Origin of the sequence: Streptomyces viridosporus T7A (assembly GCF_008704515.1) — a bacterium.
Lineage (GTDB): Bacteria > Actinomycetota > Actinomycetes > Streptomycetales > Streptomycetaceae > Streptomyces > Streptomyces viridosporus.
In genome coordinates, this window is sequence record NZ_CP023700.1 from 275,516 (window position 1) to 289,820 (window position 14,305).

General features: G+C 69.7%; 10 protein-coding genes and 4 pseudogenes. 5 read left to right on the plus strand and 9 right to left on the minus strand.

The features are described from left to right. Window positions 1–72: 72 nt before the first annotated feature. The 8 genes and pseudogenes from CP969_RS01405 to CP969_RS33515 all read right to left on the minus strand — a co-directional run. Window positions 73–1,089: a phosphotransferase family protein gene (locus CP969_RS01405; RefSeq protein ID WP_016828264.1), complete on the minus strand. Its 1,017-nt coding sequence runs from the start codon at window positions 1,087–1,089 to the stop codon at window positions 73–75. Further along, complete coding sequence (locus CP969_RS01410) at window positions 1,086–2,096, minus strand: Gfo/Idh/MocA family protein (protein WP_016828263.1); 1,011 nt, start codon at window positions 2,094–2,096, stop codon at window positions 1,086–1,088. Before CP969_RS01410 ends, CP969_RS01405 begins: the two co-directional genes overlap by 4 nt. Next, window positions 2,093–3,412 carry a peptide ligase PGM1-related protein gene (locus CP969_RS01415; RefSeq protein WP_016828262.1) on the minus strand — a complete coding sequence of 440 codons (1,320 nt, stop codon included), beginning with the start codon at window positions 3,410–3,412 and terminating at the stop codon, window positions 2,093–2,095. The genes CP969_RS01410 and CP969_RS01415 overlap by 4 nt, the downstream gene beginning before the upstream one ends. After that, the gene (locus CP969_RS01420) at window positions 3,409–3,684 is read right to left on the minus strand and encodes an acyl carrier protein (RefSeq protein ID WP_004993499.1); all 276 of its coding nucleotides are present in this window, start codon (window positions 3,682–3,684) and stop codon (window positions 3,409–3,411) included. The genes CP969_RS01415 and CP969_RS01420 overlap by 4 nt, the downstream gene beginning before the upstream one ends. Window positions 3,685–3,690: 6 nt before the next feature. Continuing rightward, window positions 3,691–4,806, minus strand: coding sequence for a radical SAM protein (locus CP969_RS01425; protein ID WP_223887018.1), 1,116 nt, complete (start codon window positions 4,804–4,806; stop codon window positions 3,691–3,693). A 70-nt stretch (window positions 4,807–4,876) separates the two neighbouring features. Next, window positions 4,877–6,139, minus strand: a complete 1,263-nt coding sequence (locus CP969_RS01430; RefSeq protein WP_016828260.1) for an MFS transporter — start codon at window positions 6,137–6,139, stop codon at window positions 4,877–4,879. Window positions 6,140–6,686: 547 nt separating this feature from the next. Continuing rightward, window positions 6,687–6,845: pseudogene (locus CP969_RS34725) on the minus strand (transposase); the annotation flags it as partial. Next, a pseudogene (locus CP969_RS33515) lies at window positions 6,815–7,061 on the minus strand (transposase family protein); the annotation flags it as partial. The pseudogenes CP969_RS34725 and CP969_RS33515, both read right to left, overlap by 31 nt. Before the next feature lie 88 nt (window positions 7,062–7,149). On the opposite strand from CP969_RS33515, the gene CP969_RS01445 reads away from it, so the two are divergent. The 5 genes and pseudogenes from CP969_RS01445 (at window position 7,150) to CP969_RS01465 (ending at window position 13,603) form a co-directional block, all read left to right on the plus strand. Then, window positions 7,150–8,427 carry an IS701 family transposase gene (locus CP969_RS01445; RefSeq protein ID WP_026085548.1) on the plus strand — a complete coding sequence of 426 codons (1,278 nt, stop codon included), beginning with the start codon at window positions 7,150–7,152 and terminating at the stop codon, window positions 8,425–8,427. A 207-nt stretch (window positions 8,428–8,634) separates the two neighbouring features. After that, window positions 8,635–10,182, plus strand: coding sequence for an IS1182 family transposase (locus tag CP969_RS01450; protein ID WP_106431109.1), 1,548 nt, complete (start codon window positions 8,635–8,637; stop codon window positions 10,180–10,182). 199 nt (window positions 10,183–10,381) lie between these two features. Next, window positions 10,382–11,839: an NF041680 family putative transposase gene (locus CP969_RS01455; RefSeq protein ID WP_026085546.1), complete on the plus strand. Its 1,458-nt coding sequence runs from the start codon at window positions 10,382–10,384 to the stop codon at window positions 11,837–11,839. A 56-nt stretch (window positions 11,840–11,895) separates the two neighbouring features. Then, window positions 11,896–12,237 (plus strand): annotated as a pseudogene (locus CP969_RS34145) (IS5 family transposase); the annotation flags it as partial. A 172-nt stretch (window positions 12,238–12,409) separates the two neighbouring features. Further along, window positions 12,410–13,603, plus strand: coding sequence for a trypsin-like serine protease (locus CP969_RS01465; protein ID WP_016828255.1), 1,194 nt, complete (start codon window positions 12,410–12,412; stop codon window positions 13,601–13,603). Window positions 13,604–13,744: 141 nt separating this feature from the next. Here CP969_RS01465 and CP969_RS33065 read toward each other — a convergent pair. Next, window positions 13,745–13,911 (minus strand): annotated as a pseudogene (locus CP969_RS33065) (restriction endonuclease); the annotation flags it as partial. Window positions 13,912–14,305 lie beyond the last annotated feature (394 nt).

Consider the following 14,305-nt stretch of genomic DNA (forward strand, 5'->3'; position numbering starts at 1 on the left):
CACGCAGTCGTGAGGCGAGCAGCAGGCCGGGCACATGGACGCCAAGCGCTACACCCGAAGTGAGGAGGGCGATCACGGCTGGCCGGCCAGGGCCGAGGCCACCGCGTCGAGGCTCGCCGTCAGGTGCTTCCCCACAGTTCGGCGGGTCCAGGCGAGCTGCTCGGGAGCATAGCGGCGGGGTACCGCCTCGACGAGCATGATGAGGTACAGGTAGCAACGGTACAGGTCGAGCCGCAGGCGCACGACGTCCGTGAAAGCCACCTCGCCGCCAGCCTCGGCGTAGCCGGTCAGGAAGGCGTCGTCGCGCTCGATGTCGTCGAAGAGCGCGAGGGAGACGAACTCGGCTACCGGGTCGCCCCAGAACATCCGCTCCGCGTCGATCACTCCGGCGAGGGTCCTGGCGCCCGGGTCGCCGTCCAGAAGCAGGTTGCCCTGCCAGAGATCGAAGTGGACGAGGGCGGGCCGGGTGACGTCGGTCAGCACCTCTCCGGCTTCCGCAAGCAGCTCCCGTACCCGTGCCGTGGGCCTGGGCAGTTCGACGCCGTGGTGCTCGGCGTCGTCCAGGACGGCGCCGGTCATGGCGGTGAAGGCGCTCCGCCAGTCGGCCGCGGGCGGTCCGAACGGCCGGGCGGGATAGCCGTACTCCGGACCAGTGAGGGAGTGCAGCCGGGCGACGACGCGGCCCAGCTCCTGCCGCAGGGTCGTCCGCTCTCCCGCCGTGAGGGAGGTGTCGACCTCGCTCCAGGCTACGCCGGGGCATTCGGTCATCACGATGCCTGACACCACGGGCGGGCTGCCACCAGCCTCCACGTGCACCAGCTGCGGTACCGGTACGCCCGATACGTTCCGCGCCGCCCGGAAGAACTCCGCCTCGCCTCGCAGCAGATCGTGCTCGTACCGCAGCGCCGACCCGCTGCCTGCGGCCGGTGGCCGTTTAACCACCCAGCGCCGCCCGTCCCGCAGTACAAGCCGCAGCAGGGAGTTGTACGTGCCGCCGGTCATCGGCGCGCATGCCGCCACCTCCGCCGGCGTGACCTGGACCGCCGCGAGCAAGGCGGTGACCGCCGGGTCGAAGTCCTCAGGGCTCATGTGTGCTCCTTGTCGAGGGCGGCGGCACGGATCTCCCGCCGCGCCGTACGGTGAATGTGCTCCATGATGCGGATCCGGTCGCGCGTCGCCGCCGACTCGGCGCCCCAGTGTCCGGCCCGGCCGCTCAACAGCTCCGCGAGGCGTTCGAGTTGACGTGGGTAGTAGGACACCGGCTCGGTGCGTGTGATTTCCGTGTGGCCGGTCGTGGTGCGGATCGCGACGTTCAGCGCAACGGCGCCCGCAGCGGGCAGCAGGACTCCTCGAACCCGCACACGCGCCTCGTCGAGATGGAAGAGGTGCTCGGCGGTGTGCTGTGCGGCGAACGAGCAGGTCAGGGTGGCGGCCGCCCCGTCCGGCAGGGGCAGAACGGCCTCGAAGGCGTGGTCGACGCCGTGCGGCTCCGCACACCACGCGGTGCCGGTACCGCCGGACGACGGCAGCCCGACCGTCTCCTGCAGGGCCTGGAGCCAGTAGCTCGCCACGTCGTGGAAGATGCCGCCGCCCAGGTCGGGCCGGAGCCGGTAGCCCCCGGGCTCGGGCGTCCGGAAGGCGAACCGGCTCTGCACGTCCCGCAGGCGGCCGAACCTGCCCTCGCGCAGCACGCGCCGCACGACGTCGTGCCAGGGGTGGCCGAGGGTGGGAAGTGCTTCGAGGACCTGCCCGCCGCCCCGCTGCTCGGCCTCCCGCAGCAGGTCGTGCTCGGCGAGGGACAGGCACAGCGGCTTCTCCACGAGTACCGTCCTGCCCTCGGCGCACGCCCGCTGAGCCCACTGGACGTGCGCCGAGTTGTGGAGCGAGATGTAGACGACGTCGACGTCAGGTGCCGTGATCACGTCCTCGTAGCTCGGCAGCACCATGACACCGTGCCGCCGGCCGAACGCGGCCGCCCGGTCCCTGTCGGACGCCGCCACCGCGTGCACGGCGATGTCGTGCCTGTCGCGGCTCGGTGCGATCACGGCGCGCGCGGCGATACCGGTGGCGCCGATCAGTCCGATGCTCCAGTTCATGCCGCCCTCGCCAGGGGAATGCCGGCCGAGGCGGCGACAGTGCGGGTGGCCGCGCGCAGGCGCGGGAATGCGTCCGGCGGGCAGAGCGCCGCGCAGACCAGGCGCCCTCGCGGCGCAACGAGGGCGCCGCCCACGAGGAGGAGCACACCCGCGCCGCTCCCGCCCTCATAAAGCAGCCCTTCCTCGCGCAGTAGCTTCAGGAGGTGGTCCACGTCGAAGCCGTCGTGGATGGTCACGTCCTCCTGCCAGAGATGACTGCGTAGGCCGTGCTCGCGGACCCGGTTGTCGAGCCGGAGGTTCAGCCCTCCCATCGACATGCGGGCGTTCACCTCCAGGATCGGGATCCAGGTGCCGTCCCGGAGCACCATGGAGTCGACGCAGACGGGTCCGAGGTAGCCCTCCTCGGCGAGTGAGCGGGCCACCAGTTCCATGACCTCCGGGTGGGCGGGACGGCGCAGGTCGCCGACGAGGGCGTGGGGGACAGGGCCGGACATCTCGTGGCGGTAGCCGGAGTTGGCCAGGTGCTGAACGCCGAGCAGGCGCCAGGAGCCGTCGGGGTTGATCAGCAGGTGGCTGGAGAAGTCCGCGACGCGGTCGTAGAGCGGCTGCACCACGAACTCGACGGCGAGACCGCGGTCCTCCTGGCGGCGCAGATGGGCGACCAGCCGGGCGAGCCGCCGTTCCGAGGTCACCTCGAAGGTGCCCCGTCCGGCCACTCCGTAGCTGTCCTTGACAAGGACCACCGAGTGTCCTGGCTCGACGTATGACCTTACCGCTTCGGCGAGTTCGGCCGCCGACCTGACGACACGGCCAGCGCCGGGCAGGCCGTGTCGCGCGGCCAGCAGGCTGGACCAAGCCTTGCCGTTGACCCTGACCACTTGCTCGCCGCCGGGTACGTCGGTGGCGTGGCCGGTGAGGTCGGCCAGTGCGCCGGTCGCGGGGAGGACGGCGTACGGGTGCAGCCGGGCAAACCCGCCGATCCGACGCAGGAGTCCGGCATTCGCGAGCAGCCGGTGCTCCACGTCGGCGTCCGCATCGGGGCCGGGGTGCGTCCCGCCCGTGTGGTGGTGCTCGCACGTGTAACCCGCGGCTTCCCGTGCGGCGACGAGCGCCGGGGCGACCGGGTCCCGGGTGATCAGCAGGTCGCCCGGTTCGGCGGCGGCGAACAGGGCCTCGTCCATGCACGCCACGAGTCGGTCGGCGCCCGGGTCGGCGAGCTGTGGCAGCGAGGCGAGGCCCTCCGGCCGCCAACGTCGCTCGGCGTCGAAGGATCCGAAAAGGACGGCCCCGGTGCGGGCCTGACACGGTTCGTTCACTGTTCGCGCGCCGGCCGCCCGAGGACTTCAGCGGTGAAGAACCGCACCGAGCGCAGATGGTCCAGGCTGAGGCTCTCGTAGTCGAGCTCCACGTCGAACTCGTCTTCGACGCGCAGCAGGAACTGAATGGCCTGCAGCGAGTCCAGGCCGAGATCCTGGACCATGTCGGCGTCCACGGTGATCTCCTCCACTGGAATCCTGCCCTCCAGCACCTCCGCGAGCACGTTCCGTACGCGGGTCTCCGTCTCGGTGATCTCGGTCGCGCTGCTCATGAGGTGTCACACTCCGTTCAGGTAGAGAAGGATGCACTTGGAACAGACCGGCATCATGCCGGTCTCGGCGAGGACGGAGCGGACACGACGGAACCGCTCGCTCTGCCACAGCTGCGTCGTCGAGGATTCGTAGAGGTTGCCCACGACGAACTCCGGAAAGAACTTGCACGAGCTGACGTTGCCGTCCGCGTGCACCTCCATCCGGTTGGTGACCGCGAGGCAGCGGGTGCGCCGCTGCGCCGGGCGGGACGTGCCGAGAATGAACGGCTCAACCTCGTCCGGTTCCAGTTGGGGCTGGTAGCGGACCCGGGGGCGCCAGACGCGGCCGGCCAGCCGCGCCATGGAGTCACGCAGCACCGGCAGCAGGTCGGGAGGCAACTGGTAGGTGTAGGAGTGCCAGGTGGGGCGCGCGGTGCCGGTCTCCGGCGACAGCCATGCGAAGTGCTCGCTGTAGACGGAGTCCATCGCCTGCGCGACCTCGGGGCTGATGTACCAGGGGAACTGGAAGTAGACCGTGTTGACGTCCAGTTGCTCCGCCCACTCCATGAACTCGTACATTCGGTGGACCGTCACGTGCGAGACCATGCAGGACAGCGACAGCTCGCCCTGGAACTCGCCCTTGCGCTTCAGGTCGAGCATCGTCTCGATGTTCCGTGTGGTGCGTGCGAAGGTGCCCTTGCCGCGCAGTTCCTCGTGGTCCGCGCCGAGACCGTCCAGGCTGACCAGCAGGTTGAGGTCCCGTCCGATCCGCAGCAGGTCGTCCATCCGGCGCTGGAACAGCAGGCCGTTGGTGCACATGTTCACGGTGCGGGGGTAGCGCTCGATCAGGCGCGCCACCTCGGCGAACCCGCTGTGCATCAGCGGTTCGCCGCCCCACAGGAACAGCTTTCCGCGCACCGGCGCGGTGGCCTGCAGCACGTCCTCGACGACGGACAGGTCGAGTTCGGTGCGCTGCTTGTCGATTCCCCAGTCGCGGAAGAAGCCCTGCTCGTTCCACTGGTAGCAGTGGGTGCAGCGCAGATTGCACTTGTAGGTGAGTTGCAGACTGACCTCGCGGGGGACGTCCGAGGCATAGCCAGTGTCCTGGCGCAGCCGGGCCCGCGACTGGGACCGAATCGACACCGTGTGCTTGATGTCGGCGAACTCTTTGGCGGTCAGAGTACGGCTTGTCCGGGGGTGTCGCATTCCGCTCCTAGTGATCTCGGGCATGGCGTGTGTCGGGGGCCTGGCCGGCCGGGGCCTTCGGTTCCTGGGGCGGTCGGGTGGCCGGGAGTCTGCGCACGGCGGGCATGAGCAGCAGCGCCGCGCAGCCCACCAGGAGGGCCGCGGAGGAGGTGAACAGGACGGCGGCCGCACTCGTCCAAGCCGTCGCCACGCCGGTCAGTGCCCGTCCCGCCGGCATGAGGCCGATGGAGCCGATGACGTCGTAGGCATGGATGCGGCTCAGCGCGTGCGGCGGCGCGTGCGACTGCACGGAGGTTGCCCAGGCCACCGCCCAGTAGGCGTTGGCGGCACCGCCCGTCACCATGGCCACCGCAACCAGCAGCACGGGCAGATCTAAACTGATGACGACCGGCAGCGGTGCGAAGCCGAGCAGCGCCAGCAGGCCCGCGCGTAGCGGCCGGCCGGGTGTGGTCCACAGGGCGATTAGTCCGCCGAGTGCGGCGCCCAGGCTGAAGGCCGACATCAGCCACGCGTAGGACGAGGCTCCGAACCGATCGATGAGCAGGACGGCCTTCAGCACGTCGAACGGGCCGAAGACCACCAGGCCGAACAGCGAGAATACCGAAACCACGGACCACAACCACGGCCGGGCGGTGAACTCTTGCCAGCCTTCCCGCAGTTCGCGCCAGACCTTGGGAGGGGCCGTCACGGGGGCGACGCCTCCGAGACGGATGCCGGCCAGCAGCCAGGCACTCGCGGCAAAGGTGCAGGCGTCCAGTGCGATGACGAGCGCCGCGTCCGACATGGCGATGACAACCCCGGCAAGAGCGGGCGCGGTGAGCGAGACGACCGACTCCAGCGTGCGGATGGTTGCGTTCGCCTCACGGAGCCGTTCCGGTGCCAACTGCCGCAGAATGCCGGCCACTCCAGGCTGGTAAAAGGCCTGCGTCGCCCCGGAGACCAGCGAAAGCATCAGGATGAACCAGAGCGGCGGGCGGCCGGCTAGCAGCGAGAATGCCAGCAGCCCTTGGAGGACCGTACGGACGGTGTCAGCGGCGACCATCGGGATCCGGGCGTTGAAGTGGTCCAGGACCACTCCGCCGATGGGCATCAGCAGGACCACGGGCGCCAGGGAGGCCCCCATGACGAAGCCGACGTCGGCGACCCCGAACGACTGCTCGACCATGGCAGCGGCCAGGCCGATGGGAAAGACCGCGTCGCCGGCCCTGGAGAGCGCGCGGGCCACGACGAACCTGCGCAGTCCGGCGTTCAGCGCGAGAACTCTCCTCATTAGGGGGCGATCCAGCCTTTCTGTTCGGGAACGCGGCTACGCACCGGGAAATTTTGCATTCCTGGGCCGATCCGGATTCAAGCGCGTGAATATTCCCGTGTCAATGACGTATAAATTCGGCCACCGGTCGCACTCCGGTGCGACGCTACCCCTCGCCACTCGCCTTAACCGTCGCTGAACTGGGCTTCTACGCTCTTCGGTTGACGACGGGGCGCGGTGTGGGCCCCGTCCGGAGCGTGACACGTATCAAGACATAACACCCATGGCTGATATTTGCTCCGTTTGAAATGCGACTTGATTCAAGCCATGAAGAAAGCATGGCGGGGTATTTCAAAGAAGCCTGATAAATTCGGCGGCGCGACTGCCGGGAACCCCCGTGGGCAGCGTCAGCCAGCCTCCGGCGGGACCGGACGTGGCGCCATCAGAGAGATGTCGTTCACCCCATGCACCTCAGGGCCGTCCCGCCGCCCGACCCTGGTAGCACTTCTTTGCGTTGTGTGTTCCCGACGGGTAGTGGGCGGCTTCTCTGGGTCAGACTGGGGAAGTGGAACGGCTCCATGGCCTGCATGTTCCCGTCCCGCATCTGCTCGGCCATCGGCTGGACTGACTTCCGCTGGCCATCAAGCAGGAGGCCACGCAGAAAACCATTAGCAGTTCGTGCACCAGTTGCCGTGGGATCCGCTGCCGCCGCAGGGCATCGGTCCATGCCGCGCGACCCCGCCAGTCGGCGATCAGGTGGCTTTCGTCGTGTTCTGCTTCTTCCTGCCCGCGAGGAAGGCGCGGCGTCCGTCGCGTGCGCCGACGGCCTGCGCACCTGGGTTCCGGTGGCATCCAGACGCGGCTCAACGCCTTCGACATGGGCGTAGGCGAACGCATCCGCAGCGTCCGATACGCGAGCGAGCCCCGAACCGTGTCGGTCCGGGGCTCGCGGGCTGTTCGGGTCGCGGCTGCTAGTAGGACTCCGTTAGGCGTCATTTGCTGGTTGTGTCCGTCCGCGGCACGGTGGATGGATGGACATGCGGCAAGTGGAGGACCTACGGGCGGAGTTAGCCCGGTTCGTGGCGGATGTGTTCGCCTCGGTGCCGCGGCGGGATCAGCGGACGAAGGGCGACTGCTACCTGCGGGGGCTGATGCTGGACGGGCGGCGCAAGTCGGTCGCCGCGATGGCGGGCCGGCTGCCGGACGGCGATGAGCAGAACCTGCAGCAGTTCGTGAACCAGTCGCCGTGGGACCCGGTGCCGGTGCGGCGGCGGATCGCGGAGCGGATGGTGCCGTTGATCGGTCCGGACGCCTGGGTGATCGACGATGTGTCCTTTCCCAAGGACGGCCGGATGTCGGTGGGGGCGTCGCACCAGTACTGCGGTGCGCTGGGCAAGCAGGCGAACTGCCAGGTCGCGGTGAGCGTGCACGCCGTCACCGACGCGGCGTCCGTCCCGGTGCAATGGCGGCTGTTCCTGCCCAAGGAGTGGGACCGGGACACCGAACGCCGCCGGGCCGCCGGGGTGCCCCAGGGGGTGGGACACCGGGAGAAGTGGCGACTGGCCCTGGACATGCTGGATGAGCTGGCCGGCTGGGGGCTGACGCCTCCGCTGGTGGTGGCTGACGCCGGATACGGGCAGAACGCCGACTTCCGGGCCGCGGTGGCCGACCGGGGCATCCCCTTCGTGGTCGGTGTCCGCGCCGACCTGGCTGTTCAGCCCTATGAGGCCCAGCCCACCGCGCCGGCCTGGTCGGGTAACGGTCGCCGGCCCCAGCCCCGCTACCGGCAGCCGGCAGCGTCCGTGGGAGAGTTCGCCGCGGGCCCCGGGCTCTCGCAGTTCACCGAGGTCACCTGGCGTGAAGGATCCCGCGGGCCGATGACCTCCCGCTTCCGGGCGCTGCGGGTACGGCCGGCCGGCAGGCGCTCACGCCAGATCGCCCACGCCGCGGCAACAGCCGGACAGACGCAGTGGGACGGCGTCCTGCCCGATGTGTGGCTGCTGGCGGAGTGGCCCGACGGCGAAGACGGGCCGACCCGGTTCTGGCTGTCCGACCTGCCCGAGGACGTCCCCCTGGCCGATCTGGTCCGCCTGGCAAAGATCCGTTGGAGGATCGAGCACGACTACCGCGAACTCAAGCACGGCCTGGGCCTGGACCACTTCGAAGGCCGGTCCTGGAACGGCTGGCACCATCACGCCACCCTGGTCACCGCCGCCCACGCCTTCCTCACCGAGCAGCGACTGTCCCCAAAAGCCGGCACACCGGCCTCACCCTCTACCAGATCCTCGACGCTATCCAGGACCTGCTGAACTGCTGGACGGGCATCTGCACCACCTGCCACCGGCCGCTGCCCACACCCCGGACCAGACACCAGCCAGCAAGATCTGCAAAGACCTAACGGAGTCCTACTAGAAGACTGATGAAGATCTTGGGTTCTGGCCCCGCCGCGTCAGCGGTGGGGCCAGACTCGTGTGGTGGTTCAAGGGGAGTGGGCCGGGGAGACGGTCGGGCCGGACGTGTGGGAGTTCTGCCGTGAGTTGATCCCGGCAGGGAGTGTCTTTGCGTTCCTGGCGGAGCATCGTGCCGCGCTGTTCCCGGCGGAGATGTTCGCGGACATGTATCCGTCGGCGAACGGGCGGCCGAGTATGCCGCCGCAGGTTCTGGCCGCGGCGGTGGTTCTGCAGGACCTGCATGGTCTGTCGGACTTCGAGACGGTTCAGGAATTGCGGTGTGACCTGCGGTGGAAGGCCGCATGCGGGCTGGGCCTGCACGACACGGCGTTCGATCCGTCGCTGTTGTCGTACTTCCGACGGCGACTGGCCCGCTCGGCCCGTCCGCAACGGATCTTCGACACGGTGCGTGAGGTCGTGCAGGCCACCGGCGTGCTCAGGGGCAAGCAGCGCAGGGCTCTGGACTCCACCGTGCTGGACGACGCGGTGGCGACCCAGGACACCGTCACCCAGTTGGTGTCCGCGATCCGGGCGGTGATCCGTGAGGTCCCTCAAGCGGCCGGCCTCGCGACCGAGCACTGCACCGCGCACGACTACTCGTCGCCGGGCAAACCACGGATCGTCTGGAACGACGAGGAGGCCCGGGCCGCCCTCGTCGACGCTCTCGTCGGTGACGCGCTGCGGCTGCTGGGCCGTCTGCCCGAGCAGAATCTCGGGGAGAAGGCGGCGAACGCGGTCGGACTGCTGGCCCTGGTCGCGGGCCAGGACGTCGAACCCGCGGACAACTCCGACGGGCGGGACGGCCGCTGGAGGATCAGCCGGGGCACCGCGTCCGAGCGGATCGTCTCCACCGTCGATCCCGACAGCCGGCACGTCCACAAGACCCGCTCCCACTACCAGGACGGCTTCAAGGCCCACCTGGCCATGGAACCGGAGACCGGGCTGATCACCGCCGTCGAGCTCACCCCCGGAGCGGGGCCGGCCAACCACGAATCGGTCATCGGCCTTGGTCTGCTGGCCGACGAGGACCGTCCGCTCGACGTCCTGGGCGACACCGCCTACTCCACCGTCCAGGCCCGGGCCGCTCTCACAGCGGCCGGGCACCGGCTGTTCCTCAAGCCCGCTCCGCTGCGGCCGGTCGTCCCCGGCGGGTTCACCCCGGACGACTTCGTCATCGACACCGCGGGCGACACGGTGGTCTGCCCGCGGGGAAGAACCGCTGAACTGCGGCCGCCTTCCGGCATGCACCGGCAACGAAAGGCCTTCTTCCCGGCAGAGCAGTGCGCCGGCTGCGAACTGAGGCAGCGGTGCACCAGGGCCAAGGGCGACCGCATCGTCACGATCCGCCCCCGCCACGATCTGATGGCCGAGGCCCGCCGCCGGGCCGCCACCGACCCCGGCTGGCAGGACAGCTACCGCCGCTGGCGGCCACCCGTCGAGCGGGCTGTCGCCTGGCTCGTCCACCGGGGCAACCGGCGCCTGCGCTACCGCGGCACCATTCCGAACAACACCTGGCTCCACCACCGGGCCGCCGCCCTCAACCTCCGTCGCCTCATCAACCTCGGTCTCACTCACACCAACCACACCTGGCACCTCGGAACGGCCACCGGATGACCAGAAGGGCTGCCCGGCCTCCGGCCGGACAACCCCTCCAAGATCTTCATCAGTCTTCTAGCTTGATCTTTAACGTCGGCGTCGAATGGCGCCTCGAACTTGATCACTCGGTTCGGTATCCGGCGGACGCGGAAGCGGCCTTCGTCTGAACATGTGCTCCGACCAAGGAACACACACGCCCAGCACGAAGGCCGCAAGGATGAGTTTGCTGCACCGCGACGACCGGCAAGAGGCATTGGCGCAACTGTCACGCTTCCGGGGCGAGTTCTACGCCACCCTCACCGCTCGTTCGGATGCGTTGTTCGAGCTGGCCGACGCCGTCCTGTGCGGCGACGGACCGGTGAGATCGCTGGCCGAGCTGTCGCTGGTGGGCGAACACCGCCGCGGTCACGGCGGACTTTACGCGGCAGTGGCCCGCGGCCGGGTGGACGCGGACCGGCTGCGGCGGGCACTGACCACGGTGCCCCTGCCGCGGGCCGTTGACGGCCGGCTGGTCCTGGCCGTCGATGTCACCTGCTGGCTGCGGCCCGATGCCCACACCTCACCGGAACGGATCCTGTGCCACACCTACGGCCGGGGCAAGGACCAGCACATCCCGGTCCCCGGCTGGCCGTACTCCATCGTCTGCGCGCTCGAGCCCGGCCGCAGCTCGTGGACCGCGCCGCTGGACGCGCTGCGGCTGGCGCCCGGCGACGACACCGCCACCGTCACCGCCCGACAGCTGCGCGACCTCCTCGGGCGGCTGATCACGGCAGGGCAGTGGCAGGCCGGCGACCCGGATGTCCTCATCATCGCGGACGCCGGCTACGACGCACCCCGCCTGGCCTTCCTCCTGCGGGACCTGCCCGTGCAGGTCCTGGCCCGGATGCGCTCGGACCGCGTCCTGCGCAGGGCCGTCCCGCCCCGCCGGCCGGGCACCCTGGGCCGCCCGCCCCGGCACGGTGGTGAGTTCGTCTTCGGACAGCCCGACACCTGGGGCACCCCGGACACCGAGACCGTCACCGATACCCGCCTCTACGGCACCGCCCTCGCCCGCTCCTGGGACCGGCTCCATCCCAAGCTGACCCACCGCTCCTCCTGGGCCGCGGCCGACGGCACCCTCCCCATCGTCGAGGGAACGGTGATCCGCCTGGACATCGACCACCTGCCCAGCGGCGCCACCCCCAAGCCGGTCTGGCTGTGGTGGTCCGGCACCGACGCCACCGAAGCAGACGCCGACCGCCTCTGGCAGGCGTACCTGCGACGCTTCGACATCGAGCACACCTTCCGCCTGTTCAAGCAGACCCTCGGCTGGACCTGCCCGAAGATCCGCACTCCCGAGGCAGCGGACCGGTGGACCTGGCTGATCCTCGCCGCCTACACCCAGCTGCGGCTTGCCCGGCCGCTGGCGGCCGACCGGCGCCGGCCCTGGGAGAAACCCAGCACGCCGGACAGGCTCACCCCCGCCCGCGTCCGCCGGGACTTCCGGCACATCCGCCCCAAGGCCGCCTGCCCGGCCCAGGCACCGAAACCCTCCCGGCCCGGCCCCGGACGACCACCGGGCCGCAAGAACACCCGGCCGACACCCCGTTACGACGTGCACACACCCCGCAGAACACAGTCGGCGCAACGACGAACGAAGAAGTCGACCACCCCACGGCCCCGCCGCACAGGTTAAAGATCAAGCTAGGGCCTGTTGCGAAAGTGGATCTTGGTTGTAGATGATCACGTCCTGTGAGGCGTGGTGACCTGACGAACAGCCAGTGGGCCCGGCTAGAACCGTTGCTGCCGAGGGGCATCAAGCCGGGCCGCCCACCAGTGTAGACGCGGCGGCAGCTGATAGACGGCATACGGTGGCGGCCCCGGACCGGCGCCCCATGGCGGGACGTGCCCGAACGCTACGGCCCGTGGGACCGGGTCTACGACCTGTTCCGGCGCTGGCAGCGGGACGGCACCTGGGCCTGGATCGTCACCCAGCTCCAGGCCGAGGCGGACGCGAAGGGCCTGATCACCTGGGACGTGAACGTCGACTCGACGGTTTGCCGGGCTCACCAGCATGCCGCCGGGGCGGCGAAAAGGTGGCTCTCCCGGCACCGCACCCGGCTGCACGTGCGACTCCGTGTTTCACTTCCGACCCCCGAGTATCTGGTTGGTATTAATCATTTGTAGATCGAATGTAAATCGGGGCCCATGAGGATGCCTGTGCCGTCTGATCACAGACTGCTACGCCAAGAGGAAAGGCATACTCATGAGATACGGCAGAACCAGCCTGTGGGCTGCGGGTTCGGCCCTGGCCGCGGCGATGGCGCTCGTCGGCACCCTCGCCCCGGGCGCCAGCGCCGAGCAGCAGCGCGACGGTAACAGCGAGAAGAGCGTCCCGATCTCACAGGCTGTCGGCGCCGACAACCTGCGGAAGATGAACGAGCAGCGACCCCTCGTCGCCGCTGCGAGCATCCTGGCCAAGGCCCAGGAGCGGGGCCACTACGAGGGCTACACGGGCATCGGCCTTCAGGAAGACCACGTCACCCTGTGGTGGAAGGGCGACCTGCCCGAGCCCGTACAGCGGGCCGCGGAGCGGGCCCGCAGAACCGCCCCCGTGCACATCGTCGCCGCGGACCACTCGCTGGCCGAACTCAAGGACGCCTCCGAGCTGTTACAAGCCCGGCTGGAGAAGGACCCCTCGCTCGGCCACAGCGTCAAGATCCCCACTGACGGCAGCGGACTGGTCCTGGCACAGGACACCACCCGCGCAGCACGCACCGCCTCCGTCGCGCAGGACCACAGCACGGTCGACCGGATCGCCGGCGTGTCCGTGAAGACGATCAGCGAGGAGCCTCTCCAGGAACGCTCGCGTGTGAACGACGGTGCGCCGTGGTCGGGCGGAGCACAGATAAACTTCAATGGCGGGGCGTGCACGGCCGGGTTCGGTGTGCGTGACGCAAGCGCGACCTACCTGCTCACCGCTGAGCACTGCGGTCGGAGCGGCAATCGGTTCACCAACCCGCAGGGCACCTACATCGGTACCTCCACCAAGTCCAGTGACGCCCACGACGTGATGCTCATCCCCACGAACTCCGACAACTTCATGTACACCGGGGGACCCGACAGCGACGCGGGCGTGCGGGTCGACGGCTGGGACCACGTCTTCCCGGGTGAGTACCTGTGCCAGTCCGGAATCACCAGCGCACGGGCCACGGGCGGCCCGGTCTGCAACATGAAGGTCCTCTTCTTCTACAACGACTCCGAAGACCTGGTGGAGGCGGAGCAGATGGACGGCCGGGAGGCGGCCCGCAGCGGTGACAGCGGCGGCCCGATCTACACCGCCTCGGCCGCCGGCGGCGCGATCGCCAAGGGCACGGTGACCCGTAGTGCGGGGGCGCGCCTGGGCTTCCAGGACTTCTACACGGCCACGCGGGACTTCGGCATCTGGATCAACAGGTAGATCCGTCCTCGCGGCCCGTGCCAGGGCCCGCCCGGCGTCCTCGGCGGCCGTGAAGGCCGGGAGGACGCCGGCTTCCGTCGCGGCGGCCTCGGCGAGCCGCAGCGCGGGCTGGTGGTGGGAGCCGAGGCGGGACGGCTGTCAGTGCGGCAGTTCCTGTCCCCGCACCAGCGGCAGGGTGTCGGCGAGCCGGACCGCTGGTGGGCCAGGCGCCGCCGGACGGGGCCGGGGACGCCCGGCAGCCGCAGCAGCCGCTCGCCGGCGGCGCGCAGGATGCGATTCTCGGCGGTGTCAGCGGTGTACGCGTCGTAGCCGTACACCAACGCGGCGGCGGCCGAGGAGGAGTTGCACTCGATGTCCCGGGCCGCCACCCAGCGCGCCCCGGGGCCGGCCGGGGCGTCCACGAGCGCGCCGCTCGCCCGCAGTTCCGCCCGGAACCGGCGTGCGTGGTGGCCGAGTCCCGGCCACTCCTCGGCGGTCACGAGGGAACCCTTCCGCAACAGGAACTTGTTCGTCCCGTCGTCGCCGTACTGGGTCAGCAAATGCCCGCGTGCCTCGGCACCGTCCTGCGGCAGCTTGATGCGGAAATCGGGCGCGCCGGACAGACGGTCGGGCAGCGGCATGGGTGACCTTCGGGGAGAGGGCGACGCCTGCGTCGAACACCGCGCAGGCTAAACGTTGGCACCGTCAACGTGTATACGTGAG

Coding starts and splice junctions, on each gene's coding strand:
- CP969_RS01405 (WP_016828264.1), bottom strand. CDS start 1,089: ATGAGCCCTGAGGACTTCGACCCGGCGGTCACCGCCTTGCTCGCGGCG.
- CP969_RS01410 (WP_016828263.1), bottom strand. CDS start 2,096: ATGAACTGGAGCATCGGACTGATCGGCGCCACCGGTATCGCCGCGCGC.
- CP969_RS01420 (WP_004993499.1), bottom strand. CDS start 3,684: ATGAGCAGCGCGACCGAGATCACCGAGACGGAGACCCGCGTACGGAAC.
- CP969_RS01430 (WP_016828260.1), bottom strand. CDS start 6,139: ATGAGGAGAGTTCTCGCGCTGAACGCCGGACTGCGCAGGTTCGTCGTG.
- CP969_RS01445 (WP_026085548.1), top strand. CDS start 7,150: ATGGACATGCGGCAAGTGGAGGACCTACGGGCGGAGTTAGCCCGGTTC.
- CP969_RS01455 (WP_026085546.1), top strand. CDS start 10,382: ATGAGTTTGCTGCACCGCGACGACCGGCAAGAGGCATTGGCGCAACTG.
- CP969_RS01465 (WP_016828255.1), top strand. CDS start 12,410: ATGAGATACGGCAGAACCAGCCTGTGGGCTGCGGGTTCGGCCCTGGCC.